Origin of the sequence: Pseudomonas jinjuensis (assembly GCF_900103845.1) — a bacterium.
Taxonomy (GTDB): Bacteria; Pseudomonadota; Gammaproteobacteria; order Pseudomonadales; family Pseudomonadaceae; genus Pseudomonas; species Pseudomonas jinjuensis.
On the sequence record NZ_FNIJ01000002.1, the window covers coordinates 398,091 to 416,385 of the forward strand.

At 66.9% G+C, this 18,295-nt stretch carries 16 protein-coding genes and 1 CRISPR repeat array; of the genes, 9 read left to right on the forward strand and 7 right to left on the reverse strand.

Going from position 1 to position 18,295, the window contains the following annotated elements:
- Positions 1-87: 87 nt before the first annotated feature.
- From casA to cas2e, 7 genes are read left to right on the forward strand one after another with little or no spacing between them, the layout of a single operon-like run.
- Positions 88-1,641, forward strand: a complete 1,554-nt coding sequence (gene casA / locus BLR75_RS04280; protein ID WP_084315211.1) for a type I-E CRISPR-associated protein Cse1/CasA — start codon at positions 88-90, stop codon at positions 1,639-1,641.
- On the forward strand, positions 1,638-2,282 hold the full coding sequence (casB, locus tag BLR75_RS04285) for a type I-E CRISPR-associated protein Cse2/CasB (RefSeq protein ID WP_084315213.1): 645 nt from the start codon (positions 1,638-1,640) through the stop codon (positions 2,280-2,282). Before casA ends, casB begins: the two co-directional genes overlap by 4 nt.
- Positions 2,279-3,313, forward strand: coding sequence for a type I-E CRISPR-associated protein Cas7/Cse4/CasC (gene cas7e / locus BLR75_RS04290; RefSeq protein ID WP_084315215.1), 1,035 nt, complete (start codon positions 2,279-2,281; stop codon positions 3,311-3,313). Before casB ends, cas7e begins: the two co-directional genes overlap by 4 nt.
- 3 nt (positions 3,314-3,316) lie before the next feature.
- Positions 3,317-4,081, forward strand: coding sequence for a type I-E CRISPR-associated protein Cas5/CasD (cas5e, locus tag BLR75_RS04295; protein WP_084315217.1), 765 nt, complete (start codon positions 3,317-3,319; stop codon positions 4,079-4,081).
- Positions 4,078-4,746, forward strand: a complete 669-nt coding sequence (cas6e, locus tag BLR75_RS04300) for a type I-E CRISPR-associated protein Cas6/Cse3/CasE (protein WP_084315219.1) — start codon at positions 4,078-4,080, stop codon at positions 4,744-4,746. Before cas5e ends, cas6e begins: the two co-directional genes overlap by 4 nt.
- Positions 4,746-5,663: a type I-E CRISPR-associated endonuclease Cas1e gene (gene cas1e / locus BLR75_RS04305; protein WP_174688588.1), complete on the forward strand. Its 918-nt coding sequence runs from the start codon at positions 4,746-4,748 to the stop codon at positions 5,661-5,663. Before cas6e ends, cas1e begins: the two co-directional genes overlap by 1 nt.
- The gene (gene cas2e / locus BLR75_RS04310) at positions 5,660-5,959 is read left to right on the forward strand and encodes a type I-E CRISPR-associated endoribonuclease Cas2e (RefSeq protein WP_084315223.1); all 300 of its coding nucleotides are present in this window, start codon (positions 5,660-5,662) and stop codon (positions 5,957-5,959) included. Before cas1e ends, cas2e begins: the two co-directional genes overlap by 4 nt.
- A 65-nt stretch (positions 5,960-6,024) precedes the next feature.
- Positions 6,025-6,358: a CRISPR direct-repeat array (repeat unit 28 nt; unit sequence GTGTTCCCCGCGCCAGCGGGGATGAACC).
- 126 nt (positions 6,359-6,484) lie between these two features.
- Here cas2e and BLR75_RS04315 read toward each other — a convergent pair.
- From BLR75_RS04315 to BLR75_RS26300, 3 genes are read right to left on the reverse strand one after another with little or no spacing between them, the layout of a single operon-like run.
- Positions 6,485-6,871, reverse strand: coding sequence for a type II toxin-antitoxin system VapC family toxin (locus BLR75_RS04315; RefSeq protein ID WP_084315225.1), 387 nt, complete (start codon positions 6,869-6,871; stop codon positions 6,485-6,487).
- Positions 6,868-7,113 (reverse strand): type II toxin-antitoxin system Phd/YefM family antitoxin, encoded by a 246-nt coding sequence (locus BLR75_RS04320; RefSeq protein WP_084315227.1) that lies wholly within the window; start codon positions 7,111-7,113, stop codon positions 6,868-6,870. Before BLR75_RS04320 ends, BLR75_RS04315 begins: the two co-directional genes overlap by 4 nt.
- A gap of 30 nt (positions 7,114-7,143) precedes the next feature.
- On the reverse strand, positions 7,144-7,443 hold the full coding sequence (locus tag BLR75_RS26300; RefSeq protein WP_139206990.1) for a hypothetical protein: 300 nt from the start codon (positions 7,441-7,443) through the stop codon (positions 7,144-7,146).
- A 21-nt stretch (positions 7,444-7,464) separates the two neighbouring features.
- Here BLR75_RS26300 and BLR75_RS04330 point away from each other — a divergent pair, with 21 nt between their 5' ends.
- Complete coding sequence (locus BLR75_RS04330; RefSeq protein WP_090415992.1) at positions 7,465-11,790, forward strand: DEAD/DEAH box helicase; 4,326 nt, start codon at positions 7,465-7,467, stop codon at positions 11,788-11,790.
- A gap of 631 nt (positions 11,791-12,421) precedes the next feature.
- Here BLR75_RS04330 and BLR75_RS04335 read toward each other — a convergent pair.
- The 4 genes from BLR75_RS04335 to BLR75_RS04350 form a co-directional block, all read right to left on the reverse strand.
- Entirely contained in the window at positions 12,422-12,652 is a 231-nt protein-coding gene (locus BLR75_RS04335; protein ID WP_084315233.1) for a YheU family protein, read from the reverse strand.
- Between the two features lie 143 nt (positions 12,653-12,795).
- Positions 12,796-13,977: an osmoprotectant NAGGN system M42 family peptidase gene (locus BLR75_RS04340; RefSeq protein WP_084315235.1), complete on the reverse strand. Its 1,182-nt coding sequence runs from the start codon at positions 13,975-13,977 to the stop codon at positions 12,796-12,798.
- Positions 13,974-15,752: an N-acetylglutaminylglutamine synthetase gene (gene ngg, locus BLR75_RS04345; protein WP_084315236.1), complete on the reverse strand. Its 1,779-nt coding sequence runs from the start codon at positions 15,750-15,752 to the stop codon at positions 13,974-13,976. Before ngg ends, BLR75_RS04340 begins: the two co-directional genes overlap by 4 nt.
- Positions 15,753-15,798: 46 nt before the next feature.
- Positions 15,799-17,568: an N-acetylglutaminylglutamine amidotransferase gene (locus tag BLR75_RS04350; RefSeq protein WP_084315237.1), complete on the reverse strand. Its 1,770-nt coding sequence runs from the start codon at positions 17,566-17,568 to the stop codon at positions 15,799-15,801.
- A gap of 130 nt (positions 17,569-17,698) precedes the next feature.
- On the opposite strand from BLR75_RS04350, the gene BLR75_RS04355 reads away from it, so the two are divergent.
- Positions 17,699-18,157 carry a MarR family winged helix-turn-helix transcriptional regulator gene (locus BLR75_RS04355; RefSeq protein WP_084315239.1) on the forward strand — a complete coding sequence of 153 codons (459 nt, stop codon included), beginning with the start codon at positions 17,699-17,701 and terminating at the stop codon, positions 18,155-18,157.
- The last annotated feature ends 138 nt before the right edge of the window (positions 18,158-18,295 follow it).

An 18,295-nucleotide genomic window follows, 5' to 3' on the forward strand; every position in this document is an offset into this window, starting at 1 on the left:
GGCATCCATGCCTTGGCGCAGGACTAGAGTTGCACCAACACTTGGTTGAGCCAGGAGCCCCTGGCGAGCTGATTGAAGGAGTGCTCGATGGATTTGCTGGCAGCGGAATGGCTCGGCGTGCGCGATGTGGGCGGTGGGGTTTCGCGTATTGCACTGGGGGAAGTTGGCGGCCAATGCTGGCAGGAGCTCCAGGCCTTGCGCCCTGACTTCCGTGGCGCGCTCTATCAGTTCCTGATTGGCCTGTTGCAGACCGCCTATGCCCCGCAGGATCTCAATGAATGGCGCGAGCGTTGGCGTAACCCGCCCACGGCTTCCGAACTGGAAGGGGCCTTTGCGCCCTATCGCGATGCCTTCGTATTGGAGGGTGACGGCCCGGCCTTCATGCAGGATCTGCAACTGCCCGAGGATGCCAACCAGTTGCCGGTGCTCAACCTGCTGATCGACGCCGGCTCCGACAGCAACCAGTTCTTCAACAAGCCTGCCGCCGATCATGGTTTGTGCGAGAGCTGCTTCACCCAGGCATTGCTGACCCTGCAACTCAATGCTCCCCCGGGAGGGCGAGGGACCCGTACCTCGCTACGGGGTGGCGGCCCGTTGACCACCCTGCTGGTGCCGGCCGATCAGCAATCCACGCTGTGGCAGAAGCTCTGGCTCAACGTGCTGCCCAAGGACTTTCTCGGCTATCCCGAGGTGGAGACGCGGGGTGATGTCCTGCCCTGGCTGGTTCCCACCCGCACCAGCGATGCTGGCGGCACTGGCGACACCACGCCGGAAACCGTGCATTCCTTGCAGGCCTACTGGAGCATGCCGCGGCGTATCCGCCTGGATGCCTCTACCGCCAACCAGGGCGATTGCGCCATCTGCGGGGCCCGTGATGCGCGGCTGATCCGTCACTACCGCACCCGCTACGGCGGCACCAACTATACCGGCGCCTGGCTGCACCCGTTGACGCCTTACAACCTCGATGCCGAGGGGAAGAAACCGCCGCTGTCGATCAAGGGGCAGCGCGGCGGCATCGCCTATCGCCACTGGCTGGGGCTGACCCAGGGGCGTGATGACCACCAGCCCGACGCCGCGCGGGTCGTGCGGCACTTCACCCGAAGGATCAAGCATCCGGCGGTGCGCCTGTGGTGCTTTGGCTATGACATGGACAACATGAAAGCCCGTTGCTGGTACGACAGTACGTTGCCTGTGCATGCGCTCGAGGATGGTTTGCAGGAGACATTCGCCAGGCAGGTGAGCGCCTTGCTCGATGTCGCCAGCGAAACCGCCGGCATCCTGCACAAGCAGGTCAAGGCCGCCTGGTTCAAACGCCCCGGCGATGCCGGCAGCGAGCCAGCCATCGGGCAGAGTTTCTGGCAGCGTTCGGAGGCTGATTTCTACGAACTGCTGGAACAGTTGGCTACCAGCGATCTGGAGCGTGAGGCAGCGATTGCCCCATTGCACCGACACTGGTTGCTGCAAACCCGTCGCCTGGCTCTGGTGTTGTTCGATGAATGGGCCATGGCAGGCCCCGTCGAGGAGCTGAACCTGAAACGCATGGTCGAGGCGCGCGCGGCGCTGGGCAAGGAGCTCAATGGTGGCAAGGCGATGAAGCCGCTGTGGAAGATCGTCAACTCTCATCTCAAGGAGCATGCATGAAAGCCAGGAGCTCCTATCTGGACGAGGCGCAGCGGCAATGGGTGCGCGACTGGTGGGGCGCATTGCAGCCACGCCCGTCGGATGCCTCGTCATTATCCCCGATGCTCGCCGGATTGGGCCGTGGTGCGCGAGCCATGCTGCGACGTTGCGCGGATCTCGATGGTTTATTGATGGAGTCGGCCAACCATGTGCTGGCTCGGCGCCTGATCGAGTTGGATGAGCATAAGACCTGGCGCAGTTTGGCTGATGCAAATGCCTATAGCCATCTGGCGCTGATCGGGGGAGTGCTGGCACAAGTCAAGGAAGACCTGCGAGACAAACGCAGCCTGGCCTGGCATCTGGGCAACGGCGCGGGCAACGGGCGGCCATCGATGAGCGAGCTGCGCTTCAAACGCCTGCAACGAGTCCGCGATCCGGACGACCTCTATCTGCAATGGCGGCGTGCCGTGCAGCTCGCCGATGGCAAGGCCGATGTCGCTCAGTTGGCCGACGACCTGCTGGCCTGGCTGATCGAAGGAGAACGGCCCGTCGCCCGCGCCAGCGACGGCGTGAAGTTTCGCTGGGCCTATGACTACTACCTGACCAACCGGGAACAGGCGGCTGCCGCGGAACCCGAATCCAACAAGGAGTTGACCGCATGACGCGTTTCGTCCAGTTGCACCTGCTGATTTCCTATCCGCCGGCCAACCTCAATCGCGATGATCTTGGCCAGCCCAAGACTGCACGTCTGGGCGGTGTCGAACGCTTGCGGGTTTCATCGCAAAGCCTGAAGCGCGCCTGGCGTACCTCGGAACTGTTCCAGCAACACCTGGCCGGTAATATCGGGACGCGCACCAAGCGCCTGGGGCGCGAAGCCTTCGATGCCCTGGTCGTGGCGGGCGTGAGTGAAAAGCAGGCCACTGATTGGGCCGCTCAGATCGCCAAGGTGTACGGCGCGGTGAAGAAGGACAACCCGTTGGAAATCGAACAGTTGGTGCATATCGCCCCTGAGGAGCGAGCCTCCCTGGATGCGTTGGTGGCGACCCTGGTCGCGGAAAAGCGTGCTCCGGGCGATGAAGAGCTGGACGCGCTGCTGCATGAGCAGACGGCGGTGGATATCGCCATGTTCGGCCGCATGCTGGCTTCCAGGACTGAGCACAATGGCGATGCGGCGGTGCAGGTGGCCCATGCCATCGGCGTGCATGCTTCGGTGATCGAGGACGACTACTTCACGGCCGTGGATGACCTCAATCTCAGCGATCCGGGTGCTGCCCACATCGGCGAATCCGGTTTCGCCGCAGCGGTGTTCTACCAATACCTGTGCATCGACCGTGACCTGCTGAAGAAGAACCTCGGTGGAGACGAGGAACTCACTCGGAAAACCTTGCGAGCCCTGGTCGAGACCGCACTGAAAGTCGGCCCCAACGGCAAGCAGAACAGCTTCGCCAGTCGTGCCTACGCACACTACGCCATGGCGGAGAAGGGACCTCAGCAGCCGCGCGCATTGACCCTGGCATTCGTCAAGCCAGTCAGCGGCGATGACTATGCCAGCGATGCGGTGGTGGCCCTGAAGCGGGTGCGTGACAACATGGACAAGGTCTATGGCGCCTGTACCGACAGCCGTTACCAGATCGATGTCCTGCAAGGGGAAGGCAGTGCCGCCGAACTGCTCGATTTCGTCGCAGCGGAGTAAGCCATGACTGAATATCTGCTGCTACGCCTCTATGGCCCTCTGGCCAGTTGGGGCGAGATCGCGGTGGGCGAGTCGCGGCATTCGGCGGTCCATCCGTCGAAGTCGGCGCTGCTGGGGTTGCTCGCGGCCGCGCTGGGCGTCGAGCGTGATGACGAGGTGGCTCAGCAGGCATTGGCCCAGGGTTACCGTTTCGGCATCAAGCTGGAATGTATCGGTACGCCATTGCGCGACTATCACACGGTGCAGTCCGGCGTACCCCCGCGCAAGACGCGCTTCCGCTCGCGACGCCAGGAGCTGGCAGCGGACAAGGTGGGGACTCTGCTGTCCGCCCGGGAATATCGCTGCGACAGCCTGGCGTTGGTCGCCGTCGAGGCTCTCGACCAAGCTCCGCACTCGCTGGAGAAACTGGCTGAAGCCCTGCGCCAGCCACATTTTTCCCTGTATCTGGGCCGTAAATCCTGCCCGCTGGCGCTACCCCTGGCTCCACGTGTGCAAGGTGCGGAAAGCCTGCGACAGGTACTGGACGAGGTACCTTGGCATTCGCTGCTCGCCCTGCTCGGTCATGACCCGCAGCAGGCCTGGCCGACCCCGACGGATCGTCACGCGTTGCGCCCCGGTCAGACGCGCTACTACTGGGAAGACGGCATGCAGGCCGGCATGAGCGCGAGCTTCGACAGCGTCCGTCATGATCAGCCGGTGTCGCGTCGACGTTGGCAATTCGCACCACGCCGCGAACTGGTATTCCTTGCTGGAGGCAAGCAGCCATGAGCCATTATTTTTCCAGGGCTCAACTCGTTGTCCGCCCGCGGGACAGCGAACTGTTGCGTAATCTGGCTAGCCATGGCGATGCCTACCGTGACCATGCGCTGGTCTGGCGGCTGTTCCCTGGTGATGGCTTGCCGCGGGACTTCATCTTTCGCCGCGATCTCGATGCTCTGGGGCGACCGGTCTACTTCATCGTCTCCCGGCGCCCGCCCCAGACCGACTCGGGTTTGCTCCAGGTCCAGAGCAAAGCCTATCGACCACAACTGTCCGTGGGCGAATGGCTGCGCTTCGATCTGCGCGCCAACCCCACAATCAGCCGGAAGGTGGAGGGGAAGTCGTCGCGTCGGCATGACGTGCTGATGGACGCCAAGCGCAGGGCCGGCTCGCCGGTGCAGGTCCAGCAGGCGGTGGATGCCGCCGGCTTGGCTTGGCTGCTCGAGCGGTCGGTGAATTGGGGGCTGGAGGTGGCGGGCGATAGCGTTCTGCAGAGTGCCTATCAGCAGCATCGCCTGCATCCCAGGGGCAAGCGCATCGAGTATTCATCTCTCGATTACCAGGGGTTTGCCCGGGTAGTCGATCCGCAGCGCTTGCAACAGGCCTTGCTTGAGGGGGTAGGGCACGGCAAGGGTTTCGGCTGTGGCCTGTTGCTGGTCAAACGGGTGAGCTGATGCTGCCGCCCCTCAAGCCATTACCGATGAAGGACCGGGTGTCGATGGTCTTCGTCCAGTATGGGCAGATCGATGTGCAGGACGGCGCCTTCGTAGTGATCGACAAGACCGGGATTCGTACGCACATTCCGGTCGGCTCGGTCGCTTGCATCATGCTGGAGCCGGGCACCCGGGTTTCCCATGCTGCGGTGCACCTGGCCTCGACGGTCGGCACCCTCCTGGTCTGGGTCGGCGAATCCGGGGTGCGTCTGTACGCCAGCGGCCAGCCAGGCGGGGCGCGGGCGGATCGATTGCTGTATCAGGCCAAACTGGCGCTGGACGATGACCTGCGGCTGAGCGTTGTACGCAAGATGTACGAATTGCGCTTCCAGGAGCCGGCGCCGACGAGGCGTAGCGTAGAGCAACTGCGTGGTATCGAGGGCGCTCGAGTCCGTGAAACCTACAAGTTGTTGGCCAGGCAGTATGGCGTGGACTGGCGGTCGCGAAACTACGACCGCCAGCAGTGGGATGCCGCGGATGTGCCCAACCGATGCCTGTCGGCCGCTACTTCGTGTCTTTACGGCATCACCGAAGCGGCAGTCCTGGCCGCGGGCTACGCGCCTGCGGTGGGCTTCATTCATACCGGCAAGCCATTGTCGTTCGTCTACGATATCGCCGACCTGTTCAAGTTCGAGACAGTGGTACCGCTGGCCTTCAGGATTGCCGCCAAACACCCGCCGCAGCCGGAGCGCGAAGTCCGCCTTGCCTGCCGTGACCTGTTCCGCAGCAGCAAATTGCTGGGACGGATCATCCCTGCTATCGAAGAGGTTCTCGCCGCAGGTGGCATATCTCCACCCGAGGCACCTCCCGAATCCGTACCGCCAGCGATTCCAAACCCTGAGGGAATCGGTGAAGCCGGACATAGGAACCAGGGATGAGCTTTGTCGTAGTGGTCACCGAAAACGTTCCGCCGCGTCTACGCGGGCGCATGGCGATCTGGCTGCTGGAAGTGCGCGCGGGGGTGTACATCGGCGACGTCTCCAGGCGTACCCGGGAAATGATCTGGGAGCACCTGAGTGAAGGCCATGAGAACGGCAATGTGGTTATGGCCTGGGCCAGCAATCACGAGTCTGGATACGAGTTTCAGACTCTGGGCCCGAATCGGCGATTGCCGGTGGAGTTTGATGGCTTGCGTCTGGTGGCATTTCACCCAATTGAGCAATCCGATCTTTAACAAGAAAAGTTGGTAGATTTTTAGCGGACTATTTTTCCTTCTGGAAACAGGTAGTTACGCGAAGAGTGTTCCCCGCGCCAGCGGGGATGAACCGGTCCAGAAGGCCGCGGAGGACGCCATTCCAGGGTGTTCCCCGCGCCAGCGGGGATGAACCGCAACGTCGCCCAGTTGGGCAATAGGTGAGAACCGTGTTCCCCGCGCCAGCGGGGATGAACCAGCACCGGAACACACGGGAGATCCGCCAGTGATGTGTTCCCCGCGCCAGCGGGGATGAACCGGGCGGCTCGTTCACCAACTCCATCGTAAGTACGTGCTCCCCGCGCCAGCGGGGATGAACCGACCGAGAGCTTCTCGGGCAACCGCCTGCAGTAGTGTTCCCCGCGCCAGCGGGGATGAACCGTTTGCGCATATGTGGAAACTTGCACGGTAAGGCATCAATTTTGCGCGTGGTGAGGCGATCGCGTGGGCCTCTCGCGCAGTGTGGCGCAAATCTGGTGGCGTAGCGGCGATTTTACGGGGGAGGTGTCAGACGAGTTTGATAGCGCCCGGGTAGCGGGCGACAGTTTGGTCTGCCGTCACCAGCACCATTCCGCCGAGTTGCGCCTGAGCGATCAGGATACGGTCGAAGGGGTCGCCATGGATTTTCGGCAGCTCCGTCGAGGCCATGGCGTGGTGGCTGTCGATGGCGAGTTCCTGATAGCCGGCGTCCAGCAGTGCCTGGCGGATGACGGGCGCGTCATGCGGGAAGTCCGGGCGGCCACGGCTACGTTTGACAGCGATTTCCCACATGCTGGCGGCGCTGAATACCAGCGTGTTGCGGGTGTCCTCGACCAACTGCAGGACGGTTTTCGGCAAGCGTGGATCGTTGCCGGCGAGCCACAGCAGAATGTGTGTGTCGAGCAGTAGTCTCACTGGTCATCCTCGCCGTAGAACATGGCTTCGATATCAGCGGCGAACATGCTGTCGAAATCGTCCGGAACGGGCGGGTACAGCCCCTCCAGCATGCCGAAGCGCTTGCGCGGCTTGTCCTCGATCGCCGTTACCACTACCAGCGGCTTGCCGGCCTTGGCGATGATGAAGGGTTCGCCGGCGGCAGCCAGCTCGACCAGCTTCGACAGGTGCGTCTTGGCTTCGTGGATGTTGACGATTTGCATGGGGGTTCCTCCGCGGTTGTCTAGTCTAGTTTAACCAACTAGACCAAGCTCGGAAAAGCGCTGCGCCAGGCGCTCCAGGACTTTCTGTGCCACGCGCTCGGCGATTCGCTCCAGGTCGGCATCGCTGAGCGTGCCGCGCGCCGGCGGCGCCTGCTCGCGCAGCTCGTCGCGATAGGCCGGGTCGTTGTAGGCGCGGGTCAGCTGGGCCGGCGACAGGCGCACGTCGGCGCAGCGCCTGGCGTGTTCCCCGCGCCAGCAGGGACAACCCATCTCGACAAGATGAACAACGCCATGCCGGCGCACGATCGGTGGCCCTTGTGACCGCTCCATGTCGCCACCATCATCCCTGTCATGACCGACGCCCTCGCTTCCCCCGCCACCAGCGTGCTCGACGACTTCCACCCCGCCGTCGCCGCCTGGTTCCGCCGGCACTTCGCCGCGCCGACCCGTGCCCAGCAGCTGGCCTGGCCGTCGATCCGCGCCGGGCGCTCGACGCTGGTCGCCGCGCCCACCGGCTCGGGCAAGACGCTCACCGCCTTCCTCGCCGCCATCGACGAACTGGTGCGCGAAGGCCTGGCGAACGGCGGTGAGCTGCCGGATCGCACTGCGGTGGTCTACGTCTCGCCGCTGAAGGCGCTGTCCAACGACATCCGCATCAACCTGGAAGAGCCTCTCGCCGGCATCCGCGATGAGCTCGAACGTGCCGGCCTGCCGCAGGTGGACATCCGCACCGCCGTGCGCACCGGCGACACCACCCAGGGCGAGCGCGAATCGATGCGCCGGCGGCCGCCGCACATCCTCGTCACCACGCCGGAATCGCTCTACGTGCTGCTCGGCTCGGACTCCGGGCGGGCCATGCTGGCCGGGGCGCGCAGCGTGATCGTCGACGAGATCCACGCGCTGGCCGGCAGCAAGCGCGGCAGCCACCTGACCCTCTCGCTGGAACGCCTGCAGGCGCTGTGCGCGGCGCCGCTGGTGCGTATCGGCCTGTCCGCCACGCAGAAGCCCATCGAGGCGGTGGCGCGTTTCCTGGTCGGCAGCCGTGCCGGCGATGCGAAGCCGCGGCTGGAAGCCTGCCGCATCGTCGACATCGGCTACAGCCGCGCCCGCGACCTCGGCATCGAGGTGCCGCCGGCGCCGCTGGAGGCGGTGATGTCCCACGAGGTGTGGGATTCGGTCTACGACCGCCTCGCCGAGCTGGCGAAGGCGCAGCGCACCACGCTGATCTTCGTGAATACCCGGCGGCTGGCCGAGCGCATCACCCGCCACCTCGCCGAACGCCTGGGCAACGACCAGGTGGCGGCGCATCACGGCAGCCTGTCCAAGGAACTGCGCCTGGACGCCGAGCAGCGCCTCAAGGCCGGCCGCCTGCGGGTGCTGGTGGCCACCGCGTCGCTGGAGCTGGGCATCGACATCGGCGATGTCGAGCTGGTCTGCCAGATCGGTTCGCCGCGCTCCATCGCCGCCTTCCTGCAGCGGGTCGGGCGCTCCGGGCACAGCGTCGGCGGCACACCCAAGGGCCGGCTGTTCCCCACCTCGCGGGACGACCTGATCGAATGCGCGGCGCTGCTCGACAGCGTGCGCCGCGACGAGCTGGACAGCCTGGTGATCCCCCACGCGCCGCTGGACGTGCTGGCGCAGCAGATCGTCGCCGAAGTGGCCTGCCGCGAATGGCACGAGGACGAGCTGTTCCGCCTGCTGACCCGCGCGCAGCCTTATGCCGACCTGTCCCGCGCGACCTTCGACAGCCTGCTGCGCATGCTCGCCGAGGGCTACACCAGCCGCGTCGGCCAGCGCGCCGCCTACCTGCACCGCGATGTGGTCAACCACATGCTGCGCAGCCGGCGCGGGGCGAAGATGACCGCCGTGACCTCCGGCGGAACCATCCCCGACAGCGGCGACTACGCCGTGCTGCTGGAGCCGCAGGGGCTGCTGGTGGGCACGGTGAACGAGGACTTCGCGGTGGAAAGCCTGGGTGGCGACGTGTTCCAGCTGGGCAATATTTCCTACCGCATCCTGCGCGTCGAACCGGGCCGCGTGCGCGTCGAGGATGCCCAGGGCCAGCCGCCGAACATCCCGTTCTGGCTGGGCGAGGCGCCGGGGCGCAGCGACGAGCTGTCGGCCAGCGTGTCGCGCCTGCGCGAACGGCTCGACGGGTTATTGGCAGAAGGCGAGGGCAGCGCCGAACCGCTGGCGCCGGCCATCGGCTGGCTCGCTCGCGAACTCGGCCTCGACGAGGCGGCGGCGCAGCAGATGGTCGAATACCTGGCCCGCGCACGGGCGGCGCTGGGCGTGCTGCCGAGCCAGTCGAAGCTGGTGCTGGAACGCTTCTTCGACGAATCCGGCGGCATGCAACTGGTGATCCATTCGCCCTTCGGCAGCCGCATCAACCGCGCCTGGGGCCTGGCGCTGCGCAAGCGCTTCTGCCGCAACTTCAACTTCGAGCTGCAGGCGGCGGCCACCGAGAACGCGATCATCCTGTCGCTGTCCACCAGCCACAGCTTCCCGCTCGACGAGGTGTGGCGCTACCTGCACTCCAACACAGCGGAACACGTGCTGGTCCAGGCGCTGCTGGATGCGCCGCTGTTCGGCGTGCGCTGGCGCTGGAACGCCACCACCGCGCTGGCCCTGCCGCGCTCCCGTGGCGGGCGCAAGGTGGCGCCGCAACTGCAGCGCATGCGCAGCGAGGACCTGCTGGCGGCGGTGTTCCCCGACCAGGTGGCGTGCCTGGAGAACATCGTCGGCGAGCGGCAGATTCCCGATCACCCGCTGGTGGCGCAGACGCTGGACGACTGCCTGCACGAGGCCATGGACAGCGAAGGCTGGCTGGCGCTGCTGCGGCGCATGGAGTCCGGCGCGATCGAACTGCACGCCCGCGACCTGCCGGCGCCCTCCGCACTGGCGGCGGAAGTGCTGACCGCCAATCCCTATGCCTATCTCGACGACGCACCGCTGGAGGAACGCCGCACCCAGGCCGTGCAGAGCCGTCGCTGGACCGATCCGGAGTCGGCCGATGATCTTGGCGCTCTGGATGCCGAGGCGATCGCCGCGGTGCGCGCCGAAGCCTGGCCGGAAGCGCGTAATCCGGACGAGATGCACGAGGCGTTGAGCGGCCTCGGCTTCATCCGCGCCGACGAGGCCGTAGCCAATGAAGGCTGGCCGGCGCTGCTGGCGCAACTGCTCAAGGCTGGCCGCGCCACGCGCCTGGGAACGCTGTGGGTGGCGGCCGAGCGGCTTGCCCAGTTGCAGGCCGTGCATCCCGCCGCCCATCCCGAACCGGCGTTGCTGCTGCCGGCGGAGTTGCGAGAAAGCTGGACGGCGGAAGAGGCGCTGGTGGAAATCGTCCGCGTCCGCCTGACCGGCTTCGGCCCGCGCACCCAGGCATTGCTGGCCGAGGATATCGGCCTGCCAGAGGCGGATATCGGCTTCGCCCTGGCCAGCCTGGAGCGCGAGGGCTACGTGCTGCGCGGCCGCTTCACGCCGGGCGCTGCAACGGAGGAATGGTGCGAGCGCCACCTGCTGGCGCGCATCCATCGCTACACGGTGAAGCGCCTGCGCCGCGAGATCGAGCCGGTGGAGCGCGCCGATTTCATGCGCTTCCTGTTCGACTGGCAGCGCGTCGCGAAGGATTCGCGGGTGCGCGGCGCGGAGGCGCTGGCCGGCGTGCTCGGCCAGCTGGAAGGCTTCCAGGCCGCGGCCGGCGCCTGGGAAAGCGACATCCTGCCGGCGCGGGTGGCGGACTACGGGATCGACTGGCTGGACGACCTGTGCCGCGCCGGCCGGCTGGTCTGGGCGCGCCTGCCGTCACGCTCGACCATCCGCGGACGCAGCGGCGGCGGGCCGCTGCGCAGCACGCCCATTGTCCTGCTGCCGCGCCGCCAGCTGGCGCAGTGGAGCATGCTGGTAGCGGATGCGGCGGAGCCGGAGCTGTCGTCGAAGGCGGCCAAGGTGCTGGAAACCCTGAAGGAGCAGGGCGCGCTGTTCTTCGACGAGCTGACGACGGAGACCCACCTGCTGCGCACCGAACTGGAAAACGCCCTCGGCGAACTGGTGGCGGTGGGACGGGTGAACGCCGACAGCTTCGCCGGCCTGCGCGCCCTGCTGATGCCCGCCGCCCAGCGCAGCCGCCACGACCGCCGGCGGCGCACGCCGCTGTTCGGCATGGCCGATGCCGGCCGCTGGGCCGCCCTGCGCCGTCCGCGCAGCGAGGGGAAATTGCCGGCGGAGGTGCTGGAGCACATCGCCATGACCCTGCTGCGCCGCTACGGCGTGGCCTGCTGGCGCCTGCTCGACCGCGAGGCCGACTGGCTGCCGCCCTGGCGCGACCTGCTGCGCGTCTACCACCGCCTGGAAGCGCGTGGCGAGATCCGCGGCGGCCGCTTCATCGCCGGCCTGACCGGCGAACAGTTCGCCCTGCCCGAAGCGGTCGGCCTGCTGCGCGAAGTGCGCCGGCGCGTGTGGGATGGGGAATGGCTGGTAGTGTCGGCGGTCGATCCGCTCAACCTGACCGGCACCCTGCTGCCCGGCGAGCGGGTGCCGGCGCTGGCGGGGAATCGGGTGCTGTACCGCGACGGCGCGCCGGTGGGGGCGCTGGTTGCCGGGAAGGTGACGATGTTCACCGAACTGCCGCCGGCGGACGAGGCGCGGGCGCGGGAGTTGTTGATTCGGCGGGTTTGATGGGGACGTGCCGGTGGTGAAGTAGTTCGTAGGGTGGATGAGGCTCTTTTCATCCACCATTGCGGGGCCGCGTGCGTGGCTGTGGTGGATCGGTGGGGGCCGCTCTTCGTAGGAGCCAGCTTGCTGGCGATCCATGGTTTCGACCGGCGCCCCATCATCAGGGAATACACCGGATCGCGAGCAAGCTCGCTCCTACAAAAGCGTGCATTTCCGTAGGGTGGATGAGGTTCTTTTCATCCACCATTGCGGGGCCGCGTGCGCGGCTGTGGTGGATCGGTGGGGGCCGCTCTTCGTAGGAGCCAGCTTGCTGGCGATCCATGGTTTCGACCGGCGCCCCATCATCAGGGAATACACCGGATCGCGAGCAAGCTCGCTCCTACAAAAGCGTGCATTTCCGTAGGGTGGATGAGGTTCTTTTCATCCACCATTGCGGGGCCGCGTGCGCGGCTGTGGTGGATCGGTGGGGGCCGCTCTTCGTAGGAGCCGGCTTGCTGGCGATCCATGGTTTCGACCGGCGCCCCATCATCAGGGAATACACCGGATCGCGAGCAAGCTCGCTCCTACAAAAGCGTGCATTTCCGTAGGGTGGATGAGGTTCTTTTCATCCACCGTTGCGGGGCCGCGTGCGCGGCTACGGGTGCAACCACTCCTTCGGCACTTCGCTTTTCAGCATCAACTGGCACTGTTGGCTTTCCGGGTCGAAGACGATCACCGCTTCGCCGCGCTTCAGCGCATGGCGGGCGCGTTCGACGCGGGTGGGGAGGGGAGTTTCGTCGCCGTTGTCGGTGCCTTCGCGGGTGACGAAGTCTTCCAGCAGGTTGTCGAGGGTGGCGGGTTCGAGCAGGTCGTAGGGGATCAGCATGGGTGAAGCTCCGGGGCAGGCGGCGATTGTAGGGCGGCCTGCGATTCGGAGCGAGCGGACGGATGAACGGGAGGTTTCCTACGGCGCCTGTAGGAGTGGGCCATGCCCGCGACATCGCGGCGGGTCGCGGGCATGGCCCGCTCCTACTTTCCTGTCTCCACAATCTCCTCCACCGCCGGCACATGCGTCGTGCTTTCCATGTGCACCGGATGCTCCAGCTGCTTGCTGAATTTCTCCAGCGAAGCGTCCTTCGGCTCGGCGTCGCTGGCGAAGACCGGCGGGCTGAGGAGGTAGGCGGTGAGCAGGCGGGCGAGGGCGGCGAGGCTGTCGATGTGGGTGCGTTCGTAGCCGTGGGTGGCGTCGCAGCCGAAGGCGAGCAGGGCAGTGCGGATGTCGTGGCCGGAGGTGATCGCCGATTGCGCGTCGCTCTGATAGTAGCGGAACAGGTCGCGGCGCACGCCGATCTCGTGACGGTCGGCGAGGCGCAGCAGGTGCCGCGACAGGTGGTAGTCGTAGGGCCCGCCGGAGTCCTGCACGGCGACGCTGACGGCGTGTTCGCTGGAGTTCTGCCCCTCGGCCACCGGGGCGATGTCGATGCCGACGAATTCGCTGACGTCCCAGGGCAGCGCGCCGGCGGTGCCGGAGCCGATTTCCTCGGTGATGGTGAACAGCGGATGGCAGTCGATCGGCGGTTCCTGGCCGCTCTCGCGGATCGCCTTGAGCGCGGTGAGCAGGGCGGCGACGCCGGCCTTGTCGTCGAGGTGGCGGGCGCTGATGTGGCCGCTCTCGGTGAATTCCGGCAGCGGGTCGAAGGCGACGAAATCGCCGATGGACACTCCCAGCGCCTCGCTGTCGGCCTGGCTGGCGGTGGCGGCGTCGAGGCGCAGCTCGATGTTGTCCCAGCTCACCGGCAGGCTGTCCACCGCGGTGTTGAAGGCGTGCCCGGAGGCCATCAGCGGCAGCACGCTGCCACGCAGCACGCCGTTCTCGCAGAACACCGTGACCCGGCTGCCCTCGGCGAAGCGGCTCGACCAGCAGCCCACCGGCGCCAGGCACAGGCGGCCGTTCGGCTTGATCGAGCGGACCATCGCGCCGATGGTGTCGAGGTGGGCGGAAACCGCGCGGTCCGGGCTGTTGCGCTTGCCGGTGATGGTCGCGCGGATGGTCCCGCGGCGAGTCAGCTCGAAGGGCACGCCGAGTTCTTCCAGGCGTTCGGCGACGTAGCGCACGATGGTGTCGGTGAAGCCGGTGGGGCTGGGAATGGCGAGCATTTCCAGGAGTACCTGCTGCAGGTAGTTCAGGTCCGGCTGCGGCAGTTGCTTCATGCGGGTACCTCCGTCTCGCCGAGGCGCTGCAGCGGCTCGCGGCTGAGCGGGAATAGCAGGTCGACGAAGCGCTCGGCGGTGGGCTGCGGTTCGTGGTTGGCCAGGCCCGGGCGCTCGTTGGCCTCGATGATCACGTAGTCCGGCTGGCCGGCGTCCTCGACCAGGAAGTCCAGCCCGGTGACCGGGATTTCCAGGGCGCGGGCGGCTCGCACGGCGGCGTCGCGCAGCTTGGGGTGCAGGCTGGCGGTGACGTCTTCCATGGTGCCGCCGGTGTGCAGGTTGGCGGTGCGGCGCACCGCCAGGCGCTGGCCGCTGGGCAGCACGTCGTCGTAGTCGCAGCCGGCGTCGGCCAGGGTGCGCCCGGTTTCCTCGTCCAGCGGAATGCGGCTTTCCCCGCCGGTGGCGGCCTGCCGGCGGCGGCTCTGCGCCTCGATCAGTTCGCGGATGCTGTGGCGGCCGTCGCCGATCACCTCGGCGGGTCGGCGGATGGCCGCGGCCACCACTTCGTAGCCGATCACCACGATGCGCAGGTCGCTGCCGCTGTGGTAGCTCTCCAGCAGCACGCGGCTGTCGAACTGGCGGGCGCGCTCGATGGCCGCCTCGACGTCCTCGGCGCTGCGCAGGTCGACGGCGACGCCCTGGCCCTGCTCGCCATCCACCGGCTTGACCACCAGCGCGCCATGTTCGGCGAGGAACGCGGCATTCTCCTTCGCGCTGCCGGCCAGGCGCTGTTGCGGCTGGCTGAGCCCGGCGCGGTCGAGCACGCCGTGGGTGAGGGTCTTGTCCTGGCAGAGGGTCATGGTGACGGCGCTGGTCAGGTCGCTCAGCGACTCGCGGCAGCGGATGCGCCGGCCGCCCTGGGTGAGGGTGAAGAGGCCGGCGGCGGCGTCCTGCACCTGCACCTCGATGCCGCGCCGGTGCGCCTCGTTGACGATGATGGTGGCGTAGGGGTTGAGGTCCTGTTCCGGGCCGGGGCCGAGGAACAGCGGCTGGTTGAACGAGTTCTTGCGCTTGATGGCGAAGGTCGGCAGCTCACGGAAGGCGAGCTTGCGGTAGAGCGCCTTGGCCTGGCGGTTGTCGTGCAGCACCGACAGGTCGAGATAGGCCCGACCGCGGCTGATGAAGTGCTCCACCAGGTGCCGCACCAGCGCCTCGCCGACGCCCGGCCGGCTGCACTGCGGGTCCACCGCCAGGCACCAGAGGCTGGAGCCATCCTCGGGATCGTGGAACGCCCGGGCATGGTCCAGGCCCATCACGGTGCCGATCACCGCGCCGGTCTCGGCGTCCTCGGCCAGCCAGTAGGTCGGGCCGCCATGCTTGCGCGGGGTGACCTGGGACGGCTCCACCGGCAGCATGCCGCGCGTCAGGTACAGGCGGTTGATCGCCGCCCAGTCGTCGTCGCTGTGCACGCGGCGGATGCGCAGGCCACGGTGCGGCCGGCGCGCCGGGCGGTAGTCGGTGAACCACAGGCGCAGGGCGTCGGAGGGGTCGAGGAACAGCTGCTGCGGCGCGTGCGCCAGCACCTGCTGCGGCGCCGCCACGTAGAGGGCGATGTCGCGTTCGCCGGGGCATTCGTTGAGCAGCTCCTGGGCCAGCGCCTCCGCCGTCGGGAAGGTATGCCCGAGCAACAGGCGGCCCCAGCCGCAGTGCAGGATCATCGCTTCGCCGGGCTGCTTGCCGTGGCCCTCGGCGAAGCGCGCCTGCAGCCGTTCGTAGGTCGGCGTCTGGCCGCGCAGCAGGCGCTGGTTATGGGGAAGGTTGGTATGGGGTTTCATGGGGTACTCCCGGATCTTTCCATGTTCGCCGGTAGTTGGCCGGCTCTCAGAGCCCGTGCTCGCTGAGCCACAGGTTCAGCGCGGCGAGCTGCCAGAGCTTGGAGCCGCGCAGGGGAGTGAGGTCGGCGTGCGGATCGCCGAGCAGGCGGTCGAGCATCGCCGGTTCGAACAGGCCGCGGTCCTGGCTGGGGTCGAGCAGCAGTTCGCTGACCCAGGCACGGGTATCGCCCTGCAGGTGCTTGAGGCCCGGCACCGGGAAGTAGCCCTTGGGCCGGTCGATCACCTCCGCCGGGATCACCCGCCGGGCGGCGCCCTTGAGCACCTGCTTGCCGCCGTCGCCGAGCTTGAAGCGCGCCGGGATGCGCGCCGACAGTTCCGCCAGGCGGTAGTCGAGGAACGGCACGCGGGCTTCCAGGCCCCAGGCCATGGTCATGTTGTCGACCCGCTTCACCGGGTCGTCGACCAGCATCACCGTGCTGTCCAGGCGCAGCGCCTTGTCCACCGGATCGCTGGCGCCGGGGCGGGCGAAATGCTCGCGGACGAAGGCGCCGGCCACGTCCTCCACGCGCAGCGCTTCGCGCACGGTTTCCAGGTATTCGTCGTGACTGCGGTCGAAGAACACCGAGCGGTAGGCGTGCAGCGGCTCGCTGGCGCCATCCATCCGCGGATACCAGTGGTAGCCGGCGAACAGCTCGTCGGCGCCCTGGCCGCTCTGCACCACCTTGCAGTGCTTCGATACCTCGCGGGAGAGCAGGTAGAAGGCGATGCAGTCGTGGCTGACCATCGGCTCGCTCATGGCGCGGAAGGCCGCCGGCAACTGCTCCAGCACTTCCTTCTCGGCGATGCGCAGCTGATGGTGACGGGTGTTGTAGTGGCGGGCGATCAGGTCGGAGTAGTGGAACTCGTCGCCGCGCTCGCCGCCGGCATCCTGGAAGCCGATGGAGAAGGTCAGCAGGTCCTCGATGCCGGCCTCGTGGAGCAGGCCGACCAGCAGGCTGGAATCGACCCCGCCGGAGAGCAGCACGCCGACTTCGCGGGCGGCGCGCTGGCGCACCGCGACGGCGTCGCGCAGGCTGTCGAGCACGCGGGTTTCCCAGTCTTCCAGGCTGAGACCCTGCTCGTCGGCGCGCGGGCCGTAGTCGAGGTTCCACCAGGTCTGCTGCTCGCTGCGGCCGTCGGCGTCGAGCGTCATCCAGGTCGCCGGCGGCAGCTTGCGCACCCCGGCCAGCAGCGTGCGCGGCGCCGGGACCACGGCGTGGAAGTTCAGGTAGTGGTTGAGCGCGTGCGGGTCCAGCGCCGCATCGATGTCGCCGCCCTTGAGCAGCGCCGGCAGGCTGGAGGCGAAGCGCAGGCGCTGGCCGGTCTGCGACAGGTACAGCGGCTTGATGCCGAGCCGGTCGCGGGCGATGAACAGGCGCCGCCGGTCGCGTTCCCAGATGGCGAAGGCGAACATTCCGTTGAGTCTGGGCAGCAGCTCCGCGCCCCAGGCGTGGTATCCCTTCAGCAACACTTCCGTATCGCCGTCGGAAAAGAAGCCGTAACCCAGGGCTTCCAGCTCCTGGCGCAGTTCCGGGTAGTTGTAGATGGCGCCGTTGAAAACCATTGACAGACCGAGCGCCGGGTCGATCATCGGTTGGCCCGATGCTTCGGCGAGATCCATGATCTTCAATCGACGGTGACCGAAGGCGATCGGGCCTTCGCTGTGGAATCCCCAGGCGTCCGGACCGCGAGGGGCGAGATGGTGGGTGATGCGTTCGACCGCTGCGAGGTCGGCTGCCTGGTTATCGAGACGGAATTCTCCTGCTATGCCGCACATGTTCCTTACCGGTTCTCCGTTGGGGATGAATGGTGGCGAATGCCCTGTCTATGAACGGACAGTTCGTTATGAAAGTAGTTCTATCAGATTTTTACCTCATATGAACAGTTTTCATGTTGGATAAATGATTATGGTTAAAAGTAATTCGGCGTACGCGCTGGCGATCTTCCAGGCGCTGCGGCGCCTGCAGCAGGCGGGAGAGGTGCATTCCAAGCGCCTGGGCCGCTACGGTGGACTGACGCCGTTGCAGCTGCTGATCCTGCAGGTGCTGGAGGTGGAGGTGGAGATCACCGCCAGCCAGTTGGCCAAGCGCGTGAGCCTGTCCCAGGCGTCGCTTTCGGGCGTGCTCGACCGCCTGGAAAGCCGCGGCCTGATGGCCCGCCGCCGCGACGAACAGGACCGTCGCAAGCAGTGGCTGCTGCTCGAAGACGCCGGTCGCGAAGCGCTGCAGGCGGCGCCTTCGCTGCTGCCCGAGCACGCGATGGCGCGCTTCGCCGAACTGGCGGAGTGGGAGCAGCACTCGATCCTCGCGGGGCTGCTGCGGGCGGCGGACCTGTTCGAGGTGCCGGGGGTGGAAGAGGAAGAATGAGCCCAGGTGGCTTTTTGTAGGAGCCAGCTTGCTGGCGATCACCACGTTCACCTGCCACGCTGGCGTCGAGGGGAAACCCCGGATCGCCAGCAAGCTGGCTCCTACAGGTTCGTGCGTCTGGACGTAGTCGAACGCGCC

Coding starts and splice junctions, on each gene's coding strand:
- ngg (WP_084315236.1), bottom strand. CDS start 15,752: ATGAAACCCCATACCAACCTTCCCCATAACCAGCGCCTGCTGCGCGGC.
- BLR75_RS04330 (WP_090415992.1), top strand. CDS start 7,465: ATGACCGACGCCCTCGCTTCCCCCGCCACCAGCGTGCTCGACGACTTC.
- BLR75_RS04340 (WP_084315235.1), bottom strand. CDS start 13,977: ATGAAGCAACTGCCGCAGCCGGACCTGAACTACCTGCAGCAGGTACTC.
- casA (WP_084315211.1), top strand. CDS start 88: ATGGATTTGCTGGCAGCGGAATGGCTCGGCGTGCGCGATGTGGGCGGT.
- cas6e (WP_084315219.1), top strand. CDS start 4,078: ATGAGCCATTATTTTTCCAGGGCTCAACTCGTTGTCCGCCCGCGGGAC.
- cas5e (WP_084315217.1), top strand. CDS start 3,317: ATGACTGAATATCTGCTGCTACGCCTCTATGGCCCTCTGGCCAGTTGG.
- BLR75_RS04320 (WP_084315227.1), bottom strand. CDS start 7,113: ATGCAAATCGTCAACATCCACGAAGCCAAGACGCACCTGTCGAAGCTG.
- casB (WP_084315213.1), top strand. CDS start 1,638: ATGAAAGCCAGGAGCTCCTATCTGGACGAGGCGCAGCGGCAATGGGTG.
- BLR75_RS26300 (WP_139206990.1), bottom strand. CDS start 7,443: ATGGAGCGGTCACAAGGGCCACCGATCGTGCGCCGGCATGGCGTTGTT.
- BLR75_RS04355 (WP_084315239.1), top strand. CDS start 17,699: ATGGTTAAAAGTAATTCGGCGTACGCGCTGGCGATCTTCCAGGCGCTG.
- BLR75_RS04335 (WP_084315233.1), bottom strand. CDS start 12,652: ATGCTGATCCCCTACGACCTGCTCGAACCCGCCACCCTCGACAACCTG.
- cas7e (WP_084315215.1), top strand. CDS start 2,279: ATGACGCGTTTCGTCCAGTTGCACCTGCTGATTTCCTATCCGCCGGCC.
- BLR75_RS04350 (WP_084315237.1), bottom strand. CDS start 17,568: ATGTGCGGCATAGCAGGAGAATTCCGTCTCGATAACCAGGCAGCCGAC.
- cas1e (WP_174688588.1), top strand. CDS start 4,746: ATGCTGCCGCCCCTCAAGCCATTACCGATGAAGGACCGGGTGTCGATG.
- cas2e (WP_084315223.1), top strand. CDS start 5,660: ATGAGCTTTGTCGTAGTGGTCACCGAAAACGTTCCGCCGCGTCTACGC.